This window comes from Vibrio sp. JZG10 (assembly GCF_054064075.1).
Window position 1 is genome coordinate 38,956 of the sequence record NZ_JBSUGE010000005.1, and the last position, 19,348, is coordinate 58,303.

General features: G+C 46.9%; 18 protein-coding genes. 6 read left to right on the plus strand and 12 right to left on the minus strand.

Annotated elements, in window-relative coordinates; genetic code table 11:
- Positions 1 to 340 precede the first annotated feature (340 nt).
- Complete coding sequence (locus ACWYVB_RS08540; RefSeq protein ID WP_104973443.1) at positions 341 to 1,597, minus strand: adenylosuccinate synthase; 1,257 nt, start codon at positions 1,595 to 1,597, stop codon at positions 341 to 343.
- A 105-nt stretch (positions 1,598 to 1,702) separates the two neighbouring features.
- Between ACWYVB_RS08540 and ACWYVB_RS08545 the strand changes: the two genes are divergently transcribed.
- The 3 genes from ACWYVB_RS08545 to ACWYVB_RS08555 all read left to right on the plus strand — a co-directional run bounded on the left by ACWYVB_RS08545 (position 1,703) and on the right by ACWYVB_RS08555 (position 3,662).
- On the plus strand, positions 1,703 to 2,572 hold the full coding sequence (locus tag ACWYVB_RS08545) for a LysR family transcriptional regulator (RefSeq protein WP_193447417.1): 870 nt from the start codon (positions 1,703 to 1,705) through the stop codon (positions 2,570 to 2,572).
- Between the two features lie 3 nt (positions 2,573 to 2,575).
- The gene (locus ACWYVB_RS08550) at positions 2,576 to 2,968 is read left to right on the plus strand and encodes a ribosome recycling factor family protein (RefSeq protein ID WP_048624767.1); all 393 of its coding nucleotides are present in this window, start codon (positions 2,576 to 2,578) and stop codon (positions 2,966 to 2,968) included.
- A 79-nt stretch (positions 2,969 to 3,047) separates the two neighbouring features.
- Complete coding sequence (locus tag ACWYVB_RS08555; protein WP_006741386.1) at positions 3,048 to 3,662, plus strand: LysE family translocator; 615 nt, start codon at positions 3,048 to 3,050, stop codon at positions 3,660 to 3,662.
- 95 nt (positions 3,663 to 3,757) lie between these two features.
- Here ACWYVB_RS08555 and ACWYVB_RS08560 read toward each other — a convergent pair whose 3' ends face one another.
- From ACWYVB_RS08560 to doeA, 10 genes are all read right to left on the minus strand, one after another.
- Positions 3,758 to 4,279 carry a DUF2058 domain-containing protein gene (locus tag ACWYVB_RS08560; protein WP_006741387.1) on the minus strand — a complete coding sequence of 174 codons (522 nt, stop codon included), beginning with the start codon at positions 4,277 to 4,279 and terminating at the stop codon, positions 3,758 to 3,760.
- Between the two features lie 47 nt (positions 4,280 to 4,326).
- Positions 4,327 to 5,103 carry a maleate cis-trans isomerase family protein gene (locus ACWYVB_RS08565; protein ID WP_457528717.1) on the minus strand — a complete coding sequence of 259 codons (777 nt, stop codon included), beginning with the start codon at positions 5,101 to 5,103 and terminating at the stop codon, positions 4,327 to 4,329.
- A 56-nt stretch (positions 5,104 to 5,159) separates the two neighbouring features.
- Positions 5,160 to 6,119, minus strand: coding sequence for a cyclodeaminase (locus ACWYVB_RS08570; RefSeq protein ID WP_006741389.1), 960 nt, complete (start codon positions 6,117 to 6,119; stop codon positions 5,160 to 5,162).
- Between the two features lie 14 nt (positions 6,120 to 6,133).
- Complete coding sequence (gene eutB, locus ACWYVB_RS08575) at positions 6,134 to 7,108, minus strand: hydroxyectoine utilization dehydratase EutB (protein WP_258615700.1); 975 nt, start codon at positions 7,106 to 7,108, stop codon at positions 6,134 to 6,136.
- A gap of 86 nt (positions 7,109 to 7,194) precedes the next feature.
- Positions 7,195 to 8,601 (minus strand): aspartate aminotransferase family protein, encoded by a 1,407-nt coding sequence (locus tag ACWYVB_RS08580; RefSeq protein ID WP_053808062.1) that lies wholly within the window; start codon positions 8,599 to 8,601, stop codon positions 7,195 to 7,197.
- Between the two features lie 41 nt (positions 8,602 to 8,642).
- On the minus strand, positions 8,643 to 10,163 hold the full coding sequence (locus ACWYVB_RS08585) for an NAD-dependent succinate-semialdehyde dehydrogenase (protein ID WP_074190437.1): 1,521 nt from the start codon (positions 10,161 to 10,163) through the stop codon (positions 8,643 to 8,645).
- 155 nt (positions 10,164 to 10,318) lie between these two features.
- Positions 10,319 to 10,798: an Lrp/AsnC family transcriptional regulator gene (locus tag ACWYVB_RS08590; RefSeq protein ID WP_006741393.1), complete on the minus strand. Its 480-nt coding sequence runs from the start codon at positions 10,796 to 10,798 to the stop codon at positions 10,319 to 10,321.
- A 91-nt stretch (positions 10,799 to 10,889) separates the two neighbouring features.
- A complete protein-coding gene (locus ACWYVB_RS08595) occupies positions 10,890 to 11,903 on the minus strand; it encodes a TRAP transporter substrate-binding protein (protein WP_053808060.1) in 1,014 nt (337 codons plus the stop codon).
- A gap of 332 nt (positions 11,904 to 12,235) precedes the next feature.
- Positions 12,236 to 13,243, minus strand: a complete 1,008-nt coding sequence (gene doeB / locus ACWYVB_RS08600) for a N(2)-acetyl-L-2,4-diaminobutanoate deacetylase DoeB (RefSeq protein ID WP_317411051.1) — start codon at positions 13,241 to 13,243, stop codon at positions 12,236 to 12,238.
- 54 nt (positions 13,244 to 13,297) lie between these two features.
- The gene (doeA, locus tag ACWYVB_RS08605; RefSeq protein ID WP_005392731.1) at positions 13,298 to 14,485 is read right to left on the minus strand and encodes an ectoine hydrolase DoeA; all 1,188 of its coding nucleotides are present in this window, start codon (positions 14,483 to 14,485) and stop codon (positions 13,298 to 13,300) included.
- Positions 14,486 to 14,758: 273 nt separating this feature from the next.
- Between doeA and ehuR the strand changes: the two genes are divergently transcribed.
- The 3 genes from ehuR to ACWYVB_RS08620 all read left to right on the plus strand — a co-directional run bounded on the left by ehuR (position 14,759) and on the right by ACWYVB_RS08620 (position 18,156).
- Positions 14,759 to 16,192 (plus strand): MocR-like ectoine utilization transcription factor EhuR, encoded by a 1,434-nt coding sequence (ehuR, locus tag ACWYVB_RS08610; protein WP_317411050.1) that lies wholly within the window; start codon positions 14,759 to 14,761, stop codon positions 16,190 to 16,192.
- Between the two features lie 132 nt (positions 16,193 to 16,324).
- Positions 16,325 to 16,882, plus strand: a complete 558-nt coding sequence (locus ACWYVB_RS08615; protein WP_006741397.1) for a TRAP transporter small permease — start codon at positions 16,325 to 16,327, stop codon at positions 16,880 to 16,882.
- Positions 16,879 to 18,156: a TRAP transporter large permease gene (locus tag ACWYVB_RS08620; protein ID WP_005392736.1), complete on the plus strand. Its 1,278-nt coding sequence runs from the start codon at positions 16,879 to 16,881 to the stop codon at positions 18,154 to 18,156. The genes ACWYVB_RS08615 and ACWYVB_RS08620 overlap by 4 nt, the downstream gene beginning before the upstream one ends.
- 64 nt (positions 18,157 to 18,220) lie before the next feature.
- On the opposite strand, the gene ACWYVB_RS08625 is transcribed toward ACWYVB_RS08620, so the two are convergent.
- Positions 18,221 to 19,222, minus strand: coding sequence for a helix-turn-helix transcriptional regulator (locus ACWYVB_RS08625; RefSeq protein ID WP_054866953.1), 1,002 nt, complete (start codon positions 19,220 to 19,222; stop codon positions 18,221 to 18,223).
- Positions 19,223 to 19,348: the final 126 nt, after the last annotated feature.

The following is a 19,348-nucleotide window of genomic DNA, read 5'->3' on the forward strand; positions in this document are numbered from 1 at the left end:
GGGAACTCATCTATCCTAAAAACAGCGGGTTAGATTTTTTGAGTGCTAGTTCAACAAATTGCAGATGAAGATCGTGATCAAGCAATCAGTTAAAGAACATTAATTCAAACAATTAACTTAAATAACGTGCTTCTTTAACAAGTGAGATGTACTAATAACGTGCACAATGCGTTATATGCTCTAATCTATTGATTGATAAATAAAGAGGGAAGGGAGGCGCGATTAGGTTACTAAACACGAATGGAGAAGTGCAACTTCTTCAAAGTTTACAGTGTAAAAAAAAGCGGCTTTACCCCGGAACAGATAAAAGCCGCTTGCCAATGATGTGTTAATTCACATCTTATCGCATAATCATTTGTTCACGACCAGGACCCACAGACACCATTTTTACTGGTACGCCCATCAGTTCCTCAATGCGTAGAACGTATTTCTGTGCTGCTACTGGAAGCTCTTCAAACTTACGACAACCTGTGATGTCCTCGCTCCAGCTTTCCATCTTCTCGTAGATTGGCGCAAGAGATGCAGTTTGAGGCCAGATTGGGTTTTCGCTGTGGTCGCCTTCGTAGCCAACACAGATTTTCAGATCGTTAAGACCAGTCAAACAGTCTACTTTCGTTAGTGCAATTTCAGTTGCGGCTTGCAGTTCAACGCCATTCTTCGTAGCGACTGCGTCGAAGTAACCCATATCGCGCGGACGACCTGTAGTTGCACCGAACTCGCCTGCAAGTTCTCGGAAAGCATCTTGCTCTTCCATTGCAGTGATCAACGTACCAGTACCTACTGATGAGCTGAATGCTTTTGCAACCGCAATAACGCGTTCAGGACGAAGTGCTGGAAGACCACTGCCGATACCCGCGTACATTGATACAACGTTAGAAGATGTTGTCCAAGGGTACTCACCGTAAACAAGGTCACGACCCGCACCAAGCTGCGCTTCGAACAACAGTGTTTTGTCTTTTGCTTGTAGCTCTTTTAAAGGAAGCGTTACGTTGCAAATTGAATCGCGCCAAGGTGCAGACACTTCTAGCAACCAGTTCGCCATTTCTTCAGCGGTTTGTTCAAACTCGAACGTCGGGTAAAGCGCACGCAGTTGCGGCAGTTTCCAATCCATCATGAATTGAAGGCGTTCAACCAATACTTCTGGTTGCTTCAACCAACCAACAAGAATGCCTTTCTTCATTACGCGGTCACCGTACGCAGGTGCAATACCTTGACGAGTTGAACCGTATGCTTTGTCGCCTAAACGTTGTTCTTCCAGCGTATCTTCTAGTGCGTGTAGAGGTAGACACAGTGTTGCGCGATCAGAGATGCACATATTCACTTTTACGCCCGCTTCTTCAACTTCCGCAATCTCCTGAGACAGCAACGCAGGGCTGATAACCATACCCGGACCTAATACTGCCAAACAGTCTGGATTGAAAACGCCACTTGGTAGCTGGTGCAGCTTGAACGTACCTAGGTCGTTAACCACGGTGTGACCCGCGTTGTTACCACCTTGAAAACGAATGCTCGCAGAAGCTTGCTCTGCCAAAAAGTCAACGATGCGGCCTTTGCCTTCATCACCCCAGTTTGCACCCACAACAACGATAGACGACATAATTTAATCTCCAAAAACAGATGCAAAAATCTTAAGGTGTTCGCCATAATAAGAGAAATTAATTATACTCATTAACTTGATAAGAATCCCATATCGGAATTGGCAATGTTAGATTTGAACTGGCTGCGAACCTTCGTAACTCTTGCAGAGGTAAAACATTTCGGCAAAACAGCGACGGAACTGCACATGACGCAGCCGAACGTAAGTTTGCATATCAAGCAGTTGGAGCAGGCCACGCGCACGAAATTGATTGAGCGAAATCCTGTACAGCTGACGCAGGCGGGGAAGCGTTTGTTAGATACGGCGCAGCGGATGCTTAATGAGCTGCAAATTTGCCAATCGGATCTCAATGCCATCAACGATCTTACGCAGGGGACGCTTTCTATTGCGGCGAGCGATATCGTTTCACGTTTACTGCTTATCAAACCGTTCCAGCAATTCAAAAGTGAATACCCGGGTATCGACTTGGCATTGTTCAATACCACGTCTTCTCAAGCGGTGGATTTGGTGAAAAGTGCGCGTGCCGATATCGGCTTTGTTATCGCACAAAAAGAGAGTCAACCGCTGCATTTTACGCCTCTCACTCAAATTCACTGGTGTGCGTTTGGCGATAACATTTTTGAGTGGCAGGACAATCGAAAAGAGAGCCAGACGCTGATTCTACTAGGGCACGACACGCGAACCCGTGAGCTGATAGATGCATCTTTACCTGAGTTAAATCTGCCTAAGCATCGTGTGATGGAAGTGGGCAGTGTGGAAGCACAAATCGACTGGGCTGAAGCGGGGTTTGGGACTGCTATTGTGCCGGATTTCTCGCTCGATCCGAGATTAAAGCTTTCCCGAGAAGTTACGCCTTTGCCTAGTTTTCCAAACACCGATTTCGGCTACATTGTGCGCCAAAATCAGGTACTCTCCAAAGCCGCCAAACAGCTACTCACTTGGGTTGGAGAGAATGTGTCAGTAGTGGGAGAGTAACGGATGAAAGATGACGACATTATTGTTTCGCTGCCCTCTCTGATTCATCGCATTGGCGGTGAGAATGCTAAACGCATTAAAGTCATTGCGGCGGATTGCGGGTGTGACGTTAAGCGAGTTAGGCGCTCTCGTCATTGGCAAGTTTCTGGAGAAGCTTTGAACTTAAAAGCGTTACTTGATCAGCTAAAAGCAGGGCAGTGTGAAGAGCTAAGGTTTGTGATGAATAAGTTGGAGAAAGGGTTATCCGTTCATCAGGACAAACTGGAACCGTTGGAAGAAAAACTGATTCGGTTGGTGGTGCAAAACCCAAATATCACCTTGGCTGAGTTAATGACAGAAACGCACTGTACGATTGCACAAGCCAGAGCAGCTCGGTTTGAAGCGGAAATGCTCTAGCGTAGAATTTTTATTTACTCATTCTAGCAGCCAATGTTACGGTGCGGGCTATTACTAAAAATTAAGGCCATTTTTTATCATGGATATTTGGAAGCTCCTCCTTTTTATTCCCGCTTGCTTTGCTCTGAATATGACTCCAGGCCCAAACAACTTATTGGCAATGAATAATGCGCGTTGTTACGGTTTTCGTGCCGCGTTTGTCGCTAGTTTAGGGCGTATTACGGCATTTTCTGGCATGATCGCGTTGTCTGCCTCTGGGCTCGCCGTGATTTTGTACACATCAGAAATGCTGTTTTTAGCGTTAAAGCTGGTGGGGGCGTTGTATCTATTGTGGATTGCATTCAACCTTTGGCGTTCGGAATCGAGCCCGATCTCTGAGTTAACTAACTCACGCAACTATGCAGGGCTTGCGAAACAAGAGTTTACGCTTGCCGCCGGTAACCCGAAGGCGATTCTTATTTTTACTGCATTTTTACCGCAGTTTGTTGATGTGAACGCCAACGTTCAAGAGCAGTTTTTTGCCCTTGGCTCCACGTTTTTGATTTTAGAAATGGTCGCCATTTCAATTTACGCGATTTTTGGTTTGTACCTTAGACATTGGTTTTCAAATCCAAAGATGGCGAAACGTTTTAATCGCGGATGTTCGCTGTTTTTAGCCGCATCTGGTGTGAATTTGCTACTAAGTAAGCAATAACGCACATCATTTCTGTAGCGTATTTTTTCTATTAAAAAAAGAGCCGCTGATGTTATATCAGCGGCTCTTTTCGTTGATGCATCTATTGTTTGTTGTTACCACATCAAGTCATCTGGCACGACGAAATCTGCGTATGGGTCGTCTTCTGCTGGAATGTCCGATTCTGGTTCTTTCTGTTCGATGATGACGGATTCATCACGTTGAGCAATTTTATTCGCTACTCCGCGTGGAATGACAACGTAGCTTTCACCGACAATCGCAATGGCTAGAATGCCTTTAATCAACTGTTCACGGATGAGAGCATCAACATACAGTGACTTAACCAAGGTGCCATGGGTGAAGTTGTATTTAATATCGCCATCTTTTAAGTCGATCTTGTTCATCTCAATCAATTGATTGATTTGCGCTTTGATCTCTTTATTCAAACGCTCGGCATTTTGCTGTTCGCTCAATTGTTTATCACGCTCTAACTGTTGGCGTTTATTCTCTTCAACCGCCGCTTTTACTTCGCGTGCTTGAACGCGTGATTTTTTAGAGCCTTTCTTCGCTTTCTTTAGTTTCTTTTCATTAACTAAGCCAGCTTTCAGCATTTGTTCTTGAAGGGTAAGTTTTGCCATGTTTCATCCAGTTAGTGCGCAATTTTGTGCATTTTAGCGAGTCCTTATCAGCAAGGAAAGGGCGATGATGATACGTCGGAGAAATTATCGGACTCAAGCAAACGCAATGCGTCCCAAAGCATCACTTGGTTGGAGCTTAGTACAGGAATACCAAAGCGGCTTGAGAAATAAGGCAGTAGATGCATGACTCGCATGTTCGTGCATGAAATAAATACCGCGTCCACAGTGCAATCAATCGACTCAAGCAGCTGCGCTAAGGCATTTTCTACGTATTGTCCTCCAATGGTTGGGATATGGGGATCGTAGTCGAGATTGAAATACCCAAAGGCCAGAACGTCAATGCCATGTTCGGTCATGGACTCATAAAGTGGGTGATTGACGTCATTGGTATACGGCGTCAGCATAACGATTCTTTGAGCTTGATGGTGTTCAAGCGCTCTCAGTGCGGCTTGCCAAGGGTTAGTTGTTATGGCTTCGGGTCTCTCTTGACGAATTAAATCAGTGATTTGATCGGAGCCAATGAGCACACTAGCTGACGTACAGCCAAACGCCATGACGTTGATTGGCCACATTGGCACGATGGTGCGTACACACTCGCGGATACTGTTTTGCATGTCTGTTAAGTGCAGAGGATCGACAGTACCTGTGGTAAGAAAGCGTGAAGTGTATAAGCGAACATCTGCGGGTAAATGCTCGCGCCATTCGTTTTCTAGCACATAGTCGGTCGCGAGTTGAATGAGTCCGATTGAACGTTGATAAGCGGATACATCCGCCGAAAACTCAAACTGAGTGGTTAAAGATTGAAACGTACAGAGCTCTGGCATGTTACGGCCCTCAAAAAGTGCGGTGGTTGCCCACCGCCAAAGTCACAGGGAATAAGTTACATCGTGGATTGAATGCTGGTGAGTTGTTGAGCGGTATAGTCAGCGATTGCGGTGTCTTGAACGCCAGTTCCCGTTAAATCACATACCGAAACATCGTCAACACGCCTTGAGTAGGGGTGCTTGCCGCAAATGATGTCGCCAAGTTCGACTAGGCTACGGGTGAGCGGTTTGTCTACACCACGTAATTCGCCAAGTGATTCTGACTGACTGATTCGATCAACCACCAGATGCTCAGCGTTTAGGATGACTGAGGTGGCAAGCTCACGTTTATGAGGGCTGTCTGAACCCATAGCGATCACGTGTGCTCCGGATGGGATATCTTCCCAATTCAGCAAAGGTTCTTTTGATGGTGTTGTCGTGACAATAATGTCGGCTTCTTGGCATGCTTGCTGGATAGAGGAGTGTACGGATACGGATAGATCGTATCGTTGCTCCATACGTTGTTTGTAAGCCTGCGATTTTGTGTTGTCTCTTGCCCAGATGTTCACTTGGGAGATTGGCCTAACTAATTTTATTGCAGCGACTTGTAGTTCTGCTTGAAGCCCACTGCCAATAACCGTAATTTTGGATGCTTCTGAGTTCGACAGGTATTTCGCGGAGATAGCGCCGGCGAGAGCAGTACGAATGTCGGTTAGATACCCTTCGTCAAACAATACGCTATCAACCAGCCCTGTTTTCGCGCTAAAGAGCACCATCAAACCATTTAGGCTGGGTAGTCCTAGTTTTGGGTTATCAAAAAATCCTGGGCTGATTTTTATCGCGAAGCGCTCATTACCTTTGATATGCGCCGTTTTTACATCCACTTCGCCGTTATGTTCTTCGATTGCCATACTAAGAATCGGAGGCATGGTGACGTTGCCTTGCCCAAGTGCTTTGAAGCCATTTTCCACGGCCGCTAACGCATTAAGATCTAACTGAGTCACTTGCTCTATCTGAGATTTATTATAGATTTTCATTCGCACGACCTCGGTTATTCTTTGACTTGGCGGCCAATTTTTAATGCCGTCTCAAAAGTGTCTGAAGAGACGTTTTTTCCACTGAGCACCAAAACGACTTTCTTACCGCGTAAGTCCAGTTGATGCTGGTGAATGGCGGCAAGCCCCACTGCGGCCGCGCCTTCTACGGCAAATTTTTCTGCATCGAAAATATCTGCCATGCCTTTGGCGATGTTGTGTTCACTGACTAAAAACGCTTTATCCATGACTTCTTGCACGAGTTTGAATGTATAGCGATTGTCTAAACCTATGCCGCCACCTAAGCTGTCAGCAAACGATTCGTACTCTTCAACTTGTACTGGTTTTCCTGCTTTAATGCTTTCTACCATCGCAGCGCCTTTGTCCATGGAAACGCCATACACGTTCACTTTGCTGCTGTTTGATTTTGCGGCTAAGCCAATACCACCAATCAATCCGCCGCCAGATAACCCGGCGAAAATGACGTCGACATCAGGAAGATCTTCAATGATTTCTAGCCCAATGGTCCCTTGTCCGGCGATGATGTCTGGGTGTTCGAATGGTGAGAGATAGGTCATCGACTCTTCTTCTGTTAGCCTCAATGCTTCTCGCTCCGCGTCGTCTTGTGCTTGACCAACTATTCGAACTTCTGCGCCTAATGCTTTAATTGCGTCGACTTTGTTTTGTGGCACTAAATTGGACATACAAATCACGGTGCGGACTCCTAGTCGTTGCCCAGCATAAGCCACGGCACGGCCGTGATTACCAGTAGAGCAAGTGACGACGCCATGTTGTTTTTGTTCCTCACTCAGTTTGTTCATGGCATGAGTCGCTCCACGCAATTTAAAAGCACCAATAGGTTGTAGTGTTTCCAGTTTTAACCAAATTTCACATTGATATTGTTGCGATAACCGTGGTGAGTGAAGTAATGGTGTGCGACTGACTAATCCGTTAATCGCTTTCTTTGCGGCAAAGATTGCTTGTGTTTCCATCTAGTACGTCTCTTAGGACCGCCCCCTCTAATTTGGTCAGAGGGGGCGGTAATCATTGGTAGGTTTGTGAGTTGGTTAATTCGCGGCTATTTTGGCTGCCACTGTTTAGACGTGACGAGGTTATCCATCACTTTATTGACCGCTTGGTGCGCTTTGTCGACAATAGTGTCGATGTCATTACGATTCGCGATAAGCGGTGGAGCAAAGCCGAGGATGTCACCATGTGGCATGGCGCGAGCGATTAAGCCTTGCTCTAAACAGGCTGCCGCGATTTGCGGACCTACTTTCAAGTTTGGATCAAAGTGTGCTCGGCGGAGTTTGTCTGAAGAAAACTCCAACGCATGCAACAAGCCAACGCCACGAGTATCACCGACCAATGGATGATCGTTAAACGTCTCCGCCATGCGTTGCTGCAAGTAAGCGCCGACCTCGGCTGCGTTTTGCACCAAGCCCTCACGTTCAATGATATCGAGGTTGCAGTTCGCGGCTGCCGCTCCCATTGGGTGACCGGAGTAGGTATAACCGTGTCCGATAGCGCCCCATTGGTCGGTGCCGTTTTCTAGCACACTCCAAACTCGTTCACCGACGATCACGCCAGACAGCGGTTGATACGCTGAGGTTAACCCTTTCGCTACCGTGATGAGATCCGGTTTCATGTCGTAGTGCAGTGAGCCAAAATCGGAGCCGAGGCGACCAAAGCCACAGACCACTTCATCCGCAATCAAGAGTACATCGTATTTGTCGAGTACTTTGCGAATCGCCTGCCAGTATCCTTCTGGTGGTGGCACAATACCGCCAGTACCGAGCACTGGTTCCGCAATCATCGCTGCTACCGTTTCTGGGCCTTCTTCCAAGATCATCGCTTCGAGTTGATCCGCACAATATTGAGAGAATTCAAGCTCAGACATGCTCTCGTCTTCACGGCGATAGTAATACGGCGCCATGGTGTGCTTGATGCGCTCAAGCGGTAAATCAAAATGTGCGTGGAACAGAGGCAACCCTGTCATTGAACCCGAAGCGATACTTGAACCATGGTAGCCGCGATCACGGGAGATAATTTTTTTCTTCTCTGGTAGACCACGAGCATTGTTGTAATACCACACCAACTTAAGTTGAGTTTCGTTCGCATCGCTGCCTGACATGCCGTAGTAGACTTTACTCATGCCTTCAGGCGCCATTTTGATGATGCGATCTGACAGTGTCACTAGTGCTTCGTTCGTATGACCGACGTAAGTGTGGTAGTACGCCAGCTCTTTGGCTTGTTCATAAATAGCATCGGCCATTTCAGTCCTGCCATAGCCAATGTTCACACAATACAACCCGGCAAAGCCGTCTATCAGCTCGATGCCTTCTGAATCGGTGATGCGTATTCCGCTTCCGCTCGAGATAATTCTTCCCGAAAGCTCCCCAGCCGCATACTGCTTCAGGTGGGTTGAGGCATGAAATACTCTCTGACGGTCGATCTCTAAAAGTTGTTGGGTTTTGTTGCTCATGATCCTTCTCCTCGAATAATTGGATATCCATATTTCGTGCCTTAACTGCCACTGACGGTTGGTAAAGCGCCTAAGCAGCAGTATTTGATTTCACTGTATTCTTCAAAGCCGTGGCGACTGCCTTCTCGTCCAAGTCCAGACTGTTTCACACCGCCGAATGGGATAGGGTGCCCAGTCATCTTGACGGAGTTCACGCTCACCATGCCAAACTCCAAACCACGCATACAGCGCCAAATTTGGTGAATATCGTGGCCATAAACATAGGCAGCTAAGCCGTACTCAGTGTCGTTGCTCATTTCAATCACGGTATCTAAGTCTTGGTAAGGCAATACGCCTGCCACAGGACAAAAATTCTCTTCGCGATACACCGCCATATCAGGGGTGACATCGGCCAGCAATGTCGGCGCGAAGAAGTTTTCGCCTGGTACGGGCTGGTGGTATCCCGCTACCAATCGCGCGCCTTTGTCGAGTGCGTCACGCACCAAATCATGCGCTTTATCCACCGCAGTGCGATTGATCAGCGGCCCCATGGTGGCTTTTTCATCTAAACCATTGCCTAAAACGATGTGGCTCATTTCTTTGGCAAACGCTTCCAAAAATGCTTCGTACTTATCTTCGGGGACGAAAATACGGTTTGCGGCCAAGCAGTCTTGTCCTGCTGTTTGAAACTTGGCATCCACGGCAGCTTTGGCTGCTTGCTCGACATCCATATCTGGCAGCACGATGAAAGGGGCATTACCGCCGAGCTCCATACTGCACTTCTTCACGGTTTGTGCCGCGTCGCGCAGCAGCAACTTACCCACTCGAGTTGAACCTGTGAACGAGAGTGCTTTGACTTTATCGGAGTGACACAAGGTTTGTGACACCATCACCGCATCGCCAGTGATCACGTTAAATACACCAGGTGGAAAGCCGGCTCGGTCTGCTAATTCTGCCAAGGCCAATGCGGAGAAAGGCGTTTCACTGGCAGGTTTGATGAGCACCGGACAGCCTATCGCTAATGCTGCGGCGGCTTTACGGGTGACCATTGCATTAGGAAAATTCCATGGTGTAATCAGAGCTGCGACACCAATCGGTTCGCGTACCGTCGATAGCTGCGCATTCGGAATATGACTTGGGATGGTTTCGCCATAGCTGCGGCGTGCTTCCTCTGCAAACCAACGAACAAAGGATGCGCCGTAGTCGATTTCACCCAAAGCATCACCTAATGTTTTGCCTTGCTCCATAACCATCAAACGAGCAAGATCTTGTTTTGATTCTAAAATCAGATCGTGCCAACGCATGAGAATTTCAGCGCGTTCTTCTGCTTGCATTTTTCGCCATTGACGAAAGGCTTGGTCGGCTTCATCAATCGCTTGATAGAGTTGTTGCTGAGATAGCTTGGTAATGTAGCCGATGACCGTCCCATCCGCTGGATTATCCACCGGATGAAATTGGTCACCACTTACCCATTTGCCATTTACGTACGCTAAACCTCTCACCAAACGTACGTCTTTCATTATCGCCATCATGTCGTGTGAGGCTTTTAATTCCTCAGCATGTAAGCTGTGCAGTGCTGTCATGAGTCCTTCTCCCAGCGTCGTTGTCCATAGTTAAACTGTAATGGAGAAGTGACCGAAATAATTTCTGATGCCGAGGTTTAAACCATCAAAACTTTCTTTTCCACACCGTTAGATATGGTGATTTTTCTGGTTGTCTTTTAAGCGTGTTTTCCCTTTTAGAACAAGGCGTTTTGGTTCACTTCTAATGTGCCTGCATCACGTTTGATTGTTTTCGTCACGATGTAAGTAAAGTAGCGCTCAATGCCCACTTCTGACTCTAACCAGTTGTCGATAAGCCGCTGATATTGATCAATATCTTCCGACTGAATTTTGAGGATGTAATCGACACCGCCGCCTGTGGCATAACAATCAGTGACTTCTGGTGAGTGTTGAACCAGTTGCTCGAAACGTTTGAACGCTTGGGCGCTGTGCTCTTTGAGCGTAACTTCAACCATGACCGACGTTCGTTTGAACAAAACATCGGTATTTACTTTTGCCCCGTAGCCTTCAATGATGCCTGCTTCTTCCAGTTTTTTGACACGCTCCCAGCAAGGGCTCACGGATAGGTTAATGGCCTCGGCAAGGTGAGATTTGGTAATACGGCCATTGTCATGAAGTATTTGTAGAATTTTTACGTCGTAGCGATCGAGGCGCATAATTGGTCTCCCTGTAAAATACCAATCAGTTCAGAATAGTTGATGACTGGTCAACCGCTATAAGGTGGCCCGAAGGCCACTCCTTTTTCTGTTATTGATTGAACTCTTGTTCCAGTGAGCTCAGCACTGCTTTACCGCTGTCGCCTGTAAGCTCGATGTATTTGTCCCGCATTGGCATAGAGGCTTGTTTAAATGCTGCACGTTCGTCACTGTCGAGTTTGATCATCTGCATATCTGGTTTTGCTTGCTTAATTTGATCAAGACGTTTTTGGTTAAACTCATCCTGTTTTTCAAATATAAAGTCAGTCATACCAGCGATGACTTTATTGACCTGATCTTGGCGGTCTTGTGGGAGGGTTTCGAACCAGCTGTTGTTGGTAATGACAGTAGTAGTAAATTGTTGTTGTCCTGCCCAGATCATGTAGTCATTCACTTCGTAGAACTTCATTTCTTCGATAGCAAAAACGGGGTTTACTTGACCATCGATCATTTTAAGTTGCAGAGCACCATAGACTTCTGAGTAGGGCAAAGGCGTAGGGTCGGCTCCAAACGATTTATAAGCCTCAACCAGCATTGGCGATGCCATCACGCGTATTTTGAAGTTATCAAAATCTTTTGGAGAACGAATCTCACGGTTGGTCGTCCACACCATTTCACCTTCTGGATACATAGTGAGAAGTTTGAGGTTTTTCTGTTCTAGCTTTCCGCCGAGTGTGTCATAGATAGTAGGGCTTGAACTCAGCACTTTTTTATTCACATCATTGTCTTGCGACAAAAGGTAAGGGATGGAGAAAACCTGCATTTCGGGCACGAATGAACCAAAAATACCTGGCGATGCGTTGGTAAATTGGATAATACCGTTCGCAGTAAGCTCGGTAAGATCTTCTGACTGACCTAATGTGCCGTATGGATAGACTTCCACTGTGACGTCGCCATCGGTTGCATTTTCGATGCGCTTTTTAAACTCTTGCGCATAAGCATCTTGCACCGAGCCTTTGACTTCTTCTAGAGCGAATTTCCACGTCTCTGCATAAACATTGCTGGTGGCAAAGCTGGCAGCGATCAGTATGGCACTCGTTAGGTAGCTGTGTTTCATCGGATTCATCCATTTCTTCCTTAATCAGTTTGTGAGTCAATTCACCAACGGCAGGTGATACACCAGACCCGATGTTGTGTCGTGTTTAGGGCGTGTTGACCTTTCGAGCTGATTTTTGCAGCGCTTTGTGGGTGGCCTACATAAAAAGCCGATAACGCAGTAGAAATGAACCACAAAGGCTGCCCGAAGGGTTCGAGCTAGGCGCCCCCGCAAAAATCGTTTTATGCTTTGTTGAAGACCATTTGCTTAGAATGACTAGGCTGCATAGTCTTCGCCGCGCCTAAAACGATTTTACCTCGAACAAAATTTAACCGCGAAAGGTCAATACGCCCTAGTAAGAGTTAGTTTAATTCGCCACAGTCTTCGGCAATTACGGCGACCGTGTCACCAATGTTGACCATGGCTGGGAAACGACGTGCAGCAAAAATCCCACTGCGCTGCGCTTTGTATTCGATTGGGTCGCTCCCTGTACGCTCGGTTGAATAGATTCTTGCAAGTACATCGTCTTGTTTGATGGTATCGCCAAGCTCAAATAAGTATTCGGTGATACCGTTGTGCTGGCTTTGCACGTAGCAACTTGCATCGGGCATATCAAGCAACCTGGTTGGCAGGGTTGGTTTTTCGTAATCACCTGATAAGTTGCCCGAAAAACGCAAGAAGTTACGAATACCTCGGTCGGCATAAGCGATGGTTTCTGGAGTGCTGGTTCCGCCACCTCTGAGCTCTGTGGTGACGAAAATTTTGCCTTGAGATTCCACTGCGGTGTCGTACAGGCTAGTGGCGTCCATTTCGAGCAAGATCATGGTGTAAGGTGCGCCAAACAGTTTCGCACCTAAGATGCATGCTTCTTCTTGATCGAGGTTGTCGAGACGATGGGCTGCGGCGAAAGGCACGATGTCTAACGTTTTTCCACCTGAATGAATGTCTAACGCAAAATCGCACATGGGTACTAAGTAACGAGTAAAGTAATCCGCGATTTTTTCGGTCACTGAGCCTACAGGGTTTCCGGGAAAGCTGCGATTTAAATTCCCTTTATCGATAGACGATGTGCGCGAGGCATTTTGTACCGCAGGTAAGTTCATCATTGGCACAATAATGACGCAACCTTGGATTTGCTCTGCTTGCAGCGAGTTAGCCAATTTAAGTAGGCTGGTAATGCCTTCGTATTCATCACCGTGATTACCGCCAGTAAGCAGCGCCGTTGGCCCGTGACCATTTTTGATCACGGTGATAGGTATCATGATGCTTCCCCAAGCGGAGTCATCATGGGAATAGGGCAGCGCTAAAAAGCCGTGCTGCACGCCTTCTCGGTCAAAGTCTACGGTGGCTGTGATCGAGCTCTTTTGCATATCGAGTCCTTTTTGTTCTTAAGCCCAGTTCAACAGAACTTACGGTTTGAAAAGTTAGTGTTTAACAAATAAGTGGCGTGGGAAATCACACAGTGTTTTTGCACCATCACGGGTGATCACAATGCTTTCGGTGGTTTCTAACCCCCAATCTTCAAACCATAGCCCCGGCATAAAGTGGAATGTCATGCCTTCTTTTAATACGGTTTTATCGGTGTCTCGCAAGCTCATGGTTCGTTCGCCCCAGTCAGGAGGGTAGCTCAGACCAATTGGGTAACCACATCGGGCGCCTTCACGTGAGAATCCTGCTTTATCGAGGACTTGGTTCAATGCGTTGGCGATGTCGGCGCAAGTATTGCCTGGTCTTGCGACTTCTAAGCCTGCTTCGAGACCTAAAGTTAATGCTTCATCTGCACGTTTGAATTTGTCGTCCGGTTCTCCAAGAAAAATAGTGCGAGATAGTGGGCAATGGTAACGGCGATGTGCCCCAGCGATTTCGAAAAAAGTACCTTCGCCTTTTTTGAAAGGTCTATCGTCCCACGTTAGGTGAGGTGCAGAAGCATCAGAACCAGATGGCAAAAGCGGCACGATCGCGGTGTAATCGCCAAAGTGATCTTCATGCCCAAGTACTGCTTGGCGGTTAATCTCGGCGACAAGGTGATGTTTAGGCAATCCTGGCTCGATCATATCGAACGCGACGCGATGCATATTTTCAACAATGCGAGCTGCGCGGTACATATAAGCCAGTTCTTGATCAGATTTAACGGCGCGACACCAATTGACTAGCCCGGTTGCATCGAGAAGTTGAGCATTCGGCAAGTGCGTGGTGAGTGACTCGTAAGCGGTGGCACTAAAGTAATAGTTATCTTTTTCCACCCCGATACGGCCGCGATCCCAAAGACGCGGGGCGAGTACCGCTTCTACCAGAAAATCCATTGGGTGTAATGGTGGGTTCATTACATAATGGTCTGGGTAGTAGGTGATATTTTCTGCCGACATATACGCAGTTCTGTATGCCCCATTGGCATCTTGGCAGCGCCCAAACCAAACAGGCTCGCCAGATGATCCTACAACGACACATTGTGGGACATAAAAAGACCAACCGTCATAACCTGTCAGCCATGCCATGTTAGAAGGATCGTGAATGATAAGGACATCCAACTCTCGTTCTTCCATCGACTGCCGAACTTTTGTTAATCGGTCCTGGAATTCATCCAGTGTAAAATGCAAAGCAACGCCTCTCATATTTTCTCCTTGTTAAAAATCCGACGCCTTATGGGCCTTCGGAGACGTTGAGGTATTTCTACCTTCCACCAGGTCAGCCAGACCTGCGTTTAAAAACTATTGCAACTCACCACTGCGGCTGGGTTTGGATTAAACGATGCCATTTAACATGTTTGTTGAATCTATATTTCTCATGTCAATCATTACAATTGTGGCTCATTTTTGTGCATTACACCGCATTTAATGGCTAAAAACTCGCCATTTGTTAAATTGAAGTTACAATGAGCATTAAAAATGAATCAATTAAAATATTGTGTCATGACAATTTCTTTGAACCCGATCATTCGCCCAGGCACCGCTAAGTACATCTCCATTGGCAATTATCTTGTCGAATGTGTCCGCAGTGGTTACCTAAAACCCGGTACTCGACTACCCACACATCGTGAGTTTGCGGAGCAAATTGGCGTGAGCGTACAAACCGTCAGTCATGCATATGGTTATGCAGAGAAAAAAGGTGCGCTCGAGTCTTGGGTGGGAAACGGTACGTTTGTAAAATCAGGCTTTGTGGATGAAAGCACGGACACGGAGTTCATGCTGACGCAAGAGATGAAAGAAACACCGGATGAAATTGATATGTCGATCGCTCATCCGGTAGTAACCGATCGCCACATTACGCTTTTTAATCAGGCGTTAATGGAAATTGCTGGGCAAACAAACAATCGCAGTTTGATCAGTAAAGCAAAGCCAGTAACAGGTCAGCCTCATCATATTGAGTCCGGAGCGCGATTTCTCAGTAGCCAAGGGTTAGACGTTGGTACCGAGCAAATATTACTCACAAATGGTGCATGCCATGGCTTGACCTTGGCTTTAAGCACCGTTGTTGAACACGGTGATTTAGTCGCTTGTGGCCACTTAGTCGATCATGGCTTGATCTCTCGCTCGAGAATGCTTGGATTTAAGTTACAGCCGCTTGAGATGGATGAGTTTGGTATCACGCCGGATGCATTTGAATGGGCATGTAAACACAAACCAATCAAGGCGCTGTGTTGCACACCGAGCATGGCCAATCCGAATAGTGCGCATATGGACATTTCGCGCCGAGAGGCGATAGCAAATATTGCGAAGCAGTATGAGATCTACGTGATTGAAGATGACGTGTATGGGGCACTAGAGCCCAATCGTGTCCCACCTCTCGCCGCACTGTTACCCGAGCAGGCTTTTTATGTCACCAGTTTAACCAAAGTCGTAGCGCCAGGTATGCGTACGGGCTATTTAACGGTCCCACGTCATTTTTTGCAGCATGCGATTGGCCGTTTAGCTGCGACGAGTTGGTCTGCGACCCCGCTACCGTTTGAAGTCGCTCATTTGTGGATCGAGAACGGTACATTAAATCGACTTGTTCGATTTCAAGTCAATGAATTTGCCAAGCGCCAGCGAATAGCAAAAGCCACCTTAGAAGGGCATGTTTATAGCTCACACCCGAATGGTCAGCACATTTGGTTGAGGTTACCCGAGCAGTGGAGCAGTGATGAGCTGGTCGCTTCGGCTAAGCGTTCTGGGGTGCAGATCACGGGGTATAAACCTTTTGTTCTCGATACTAACCAGCCAATGCCTTACGTGCGAATCAGTTTGGGAGCAGAGACTAATCGAGGCTACATCAAGCATGGGTTGTCTGTGATTGCAGAAATTCTCGATACAAACCCTCCAACCTCTCACTTTTTGGTCTGAGCAGTATGCTCTGACCAATTTTTTCTGCGAAAGCGCCAAGTTCAGAAAATCTTTCTTATTCACCTGATTGACTTGATTGTCATGAAAAAGATAACGTTTCATTAACATTTTTGTTGATCAGGAGCAGCGCGGATGAAAGGGATTTTTCAGTGGCTAGATAAATATATACAGAAAGCGGAGGCGGCACTGCTCATTGGCTCGGTGCTTCTTATTGCGTTGAACTCAATTGCTAACGTGTTAGGGCGCTACCTCTTTAGCCAAAGCATCTACTTTTCAGAAGAACTCAATTATTTCCTCATTATTGCCGTCACGTTTATTGGTTGCAGTTATGCTGCCCGCCAATCTCGCCATATCCGTATGACGGCATTTACCGATATGCTTCCAAAGCGTATACAAACTTTAGCCAACGGCATTATTTATTTACTCACCGCCGCATTGGTGGCGGTGCTAACTTGGTATTCGTGGCAATACATTGGCAAGGTGAGCCAAATGGGGCGTCTTTCTCCTGCAATGCAAGTACCTTTGAGTTGGGTGTACTTAATCGCACCGATTGGCCTTTTCTTTAGCACGGTTCAGTTCGCGCGTGTGGGTAGTCGCCATATCAAACGTTTCATAATGCTGACAAAGCTTTCACGCTCATCTCGACCAGATGGCATCGGCTCTGCCACTAAGCAGGAGAAAGCGCTATGACGACCGCTCTTGTAGCAACGATGATCACGTTGTTGGCTTTTGGATTTCCGATGTTGGTACCGCTATTAGCGGCGACCATGTTGGGATTTATTGTTTTTCTTGGTCTGGGGCCAGATTTTATGATCCAGCAAATGCTTGCTGGCATCAAACCCGCTGCGTTGATCGCAGTACCGATGTTTATTCTCGCGGCAGAAATTATTACCCGAGGCGTGGCAGCAACGCGCTTGCTAGATGTCGCAATGGCGTTTGTTGGGCACGTTCGTGGCGGTCTGGCGATCACCTCATCGCTTAGCTGTGCGATGTTTGGTGCGGTATCTGGGTCTACACAAGCCACCGTTGTTTCTGTTGGCTCTATTATGCGACCGAAAATGTTGGAGTATGGTTACAAAGACAGTTTTGCTCTGGCTTTGATTATTAACGCCTCTGACTTAGCGCTCCTTATTCCACCGAGTATCGGTATGATCATCTATGGTGTGGTGTCTGGAACATCGGTTGCTGAGCTGTTTATTGCTGGTATTGGACCGGCGATCGTGATTTTATTGATGTTTTCTGCCTACTGTTATTTTTATGCAGGCAAAAGCTCTGTAGAAAATGCCCCGCGAGCCAGCTGGAAAGAGCGTTGGACCACAATACGTAAAGCGGTTTTACCATTTGGTTTTCCGATCATTACTGTTGGCGGTATTTATGCTGGAGTATTTAGCCCTACCGAAGCGGCGTCGGTTTCGGTGTTGTACGCTGTGTTATTAGAAATGGTTATCTTCCGTAAAGTGAAATGGAAGGAGCTTGGCGAAATCGCGCTTTCTACGGGCATGGTTACCGCGGTGGTATTTATCTTAGTCGCAGCAGGGGCTGCTTTTTCTTGGGTAATTTCATTTGCCCAGATCCCGCAAGAATTGTTGGGTATGATCGGGATTAATGATCTTTCGCAGACCGAGTTACTGGTCGTTATTTCAATTGCGTTCTTTATTGGTTGTATGTTCGTTGATCCAATCGTAGTGATGCTGATTTTGATCCCTATCTTTGCACCTGTGATTAAGTCCTCTGGCATTGACCCAGTACTGGTCGGCACCATCGTGACATTGCAAGCTGCGATAGGTTCTGCAACACCGCCATTCGGTTGTGATATTTTTACCGCGATTGCCGTGTTTAAACGTCCTTATGTGGAAGTGATTCGCGGCACACCACCGTTTGTGTTCATCTTGCTTTTGGTCTCTGTGATGCTGATTTTCTTCCCTTCGATTTCACTTTTCTTACGTGATTTAGCGTTTCGATAGTATCGACTAAACGCTCAAAGCCGCTGAATATCGGCGGCTTTTTAATCTATGCTCTCAAACTGGTTCAACTTATTCTGTTCTCCAGTCTCCATTGGCTGGGCGACTTTCCTGTCCAACTGCGAAAGTGGCGGCTGAATACCGCAGTTTCTGCATAACCCAGTTGCAACGCGATATCGGTAATACTCTGAATATTCTCACTTAAACGCTGCTCGGCGAAATCCTGACGCACTTGCTGCAACAGCTGTCGATAACTCGTGCTCTGCTGCTTTAGCTTGCTTTGCAGCATTCTCGGATGCAGGTCTAATGCTCTTGCAACGCGCTCCACGCTGCATTCTCCCGTCGACAACAAACGACCAATCATATTCGCTGCTTGATCACTCAGATTGTTAGGATAGCGGGTTTGTAAATACTTGAGGTGCTGTTGAAAGTGGCGATCCAGTGCGTCTTCGTCTTGGTGGTTCTTAGCGTTAAGCAGACTCGCTTTAAGTAGGATACCGTCAAACTTATCACCGAAACGCAGTTTGTTCTGTTGGGCAAACTTGCTTTGCTCTACTTCCAAGGTTGCGTGTTGAGTCAAATGTAGCGCGAAGTGGCTTGCTTCAATATCGAGCAAACTGGCGATAAACATGGCTAAGTGTGACACACTGAGCTGCATCAACTGCGCAATACCGCGGTCACTATTCACATCAATATTGAGCGACAATCGTACCCAATCATCTTGTGGCGTCATGTTGAGAGTAACGCCTGACGAATGCAAATAGAGATAATCATTCACCCGCGCCAATGCATCACCGACCGTTTCAGCACGAGAAACCAGCATCGGCAAATCGCCTAAACTTTGCAGGTTTTGGCGCTCGGCGAGTAACGCACCAAACAACGGTTGCTTACAACGAGCAGCCGCTTCCTCCAGCAATTCAGCCAATCTTGGATAAGCGAGATACGTATCGGGATCGCGAAACTGCGCGGCAGACAGGCCAGCAGCGGCCATTATCTCTTGCGGATTCTGACCTAATTCTGAAACCAAGCTATCAAATTTATCGGCAGCGCCACTTCGTACGATATACATGTCTCGATTTTTAAATGTTAACAGGTTGTAAATCGCAATATATCAAATTTACTTCGTAAAAGGTCAAGTGAATGCCAGTGAGTTGATCTAAGTTACATTTCGATAACAACAACGCATGGATGAGAA

Bases quoted from the DNA above. Each gene is read 5' to 3' on its own strand.
- ACWYVB_RS08540 (WP_104973443.1), bottom strand. From the start codon at position 1,597: ATGTCGTCTATCGTTGTTGTGGGTGCAAACTGGGGTGATGAAGGCAAA.
- ACWYVB_RS08545 (WP_193447417.1), top strand. From the start codon at position 1,703: ATGTTAGATTTGAACTGGCTGCGAACCTTCGTAACTCTTGCAGAGGTA.
- ACWYVB_RS08550 (WP_048624767.1), top strand. From the start codon at position 2,576: ATGAAAGATGACGACATTATTGTTTCGCTGCCCTCTCTGATTCATCGC.
- ACWYVB_RS08555 (WP_006741386.1), top strand. From the start codon at position 3,048: ATGGATATTTGGAAGCTCCTCCTTTTTATTCCCGCTTGCTTTGCTCTG.
- ACWYVB_RS08560 (WP_006741387.1), bottom strand. From the start codon at position 4,279: ATGGCAAAACTTACCCTTCAAGAACAAATGCTGAAAGCTGGCTTAGTT.
- ACWYVB_RS08565 (WP_457528717.1), bottom strand. From the start codon at position 5,103: ATGCCAGAGCTCTGTACGTTTCAATCTTTAACCACTCAGTTTGAGTTT.
- ACWYVB_RS08570 (WP_006741389.1), bottom strand. From the start codon at position 6,119: ATGAAAATCTATAATAAATCTCAGATAGAGCAAGTGACTCAGTTAGAT.
- eutB (WP_258615700.1), bottom strand. From the start codon at position 7,108: ATGGAAACACAAGCAATCTTTGCCGCAAAGAAAGCGATTAACGGATTA.
- ACWYVB_RS08580 (WP_053808062.1), bottom strand. From the start codon at position 8,601: ATGAGCAACAAAACCCAACAACTTTTAGAGATCGACCGTCAGAGAGTA.
- ACWYVB_RS08585 (WP_074190437.1), bottom strand. From the start codon at position 10,163: ATGACAGCACTGCACAGCTTACATGCTGAGGAATTAAAAGCCTCACAC.
- ACWYVB_RS08590 (WP_006741393.1), bottom strand. From the start codon at position 10,798: ATGCGCCTCGATCGCTACGACGTAAAAATTCTACAAATACTTCATGAC.
- ACWYVB_RS08595 (WP_053808060.1), bottom strand. From the start codon at position 11,903: ATGAATCCGATGAAACACAGCTACCTAACGAGTGCCATACTGATCGCT.
- doeB (WP_317411051.1), bottom strand. From the start codon at position 13,243: ATGCAAAAGAGCTCGATCACAGCCACCGTAGACTTTGACCGAGAAGGC.
- doeA (WP_005392731.1), bottom strand. From the start codon at position 14,485: ATGAGAGGCGTTGCTTTGCATTTTACACTGGATGAATTCCAGGACCGA.
- ehuR (WP_317411050.1), top strand. From the start codon at position 14,759: ATGAATCAATTAAAATATTGTGTCATGACAATTTCTTTGAACCCGATC.
- ACWYVB_RS08615 (WP_006741397.1), top strand. From the start codon at position 16,325: ATGAAAGGGATTTTTCAGTGGCTAGATAAATATATACAGAAAGCGGAG.
- ACWYVB_RS08620 (WP_005392736.1), top strand. From the start codon at position 16,879: ATGACGACCGCTCTTGTAGCAACGATGATCACGTTGTTGGCTTTTGGA.
- ACWYVB_RS08625 (WP_054866953.1), bottom strand. From the start codon at position 19,222: ATGTATATCGTACGAAGTGGCGCTGCCGATAAATTTGATAGCTTGGTT.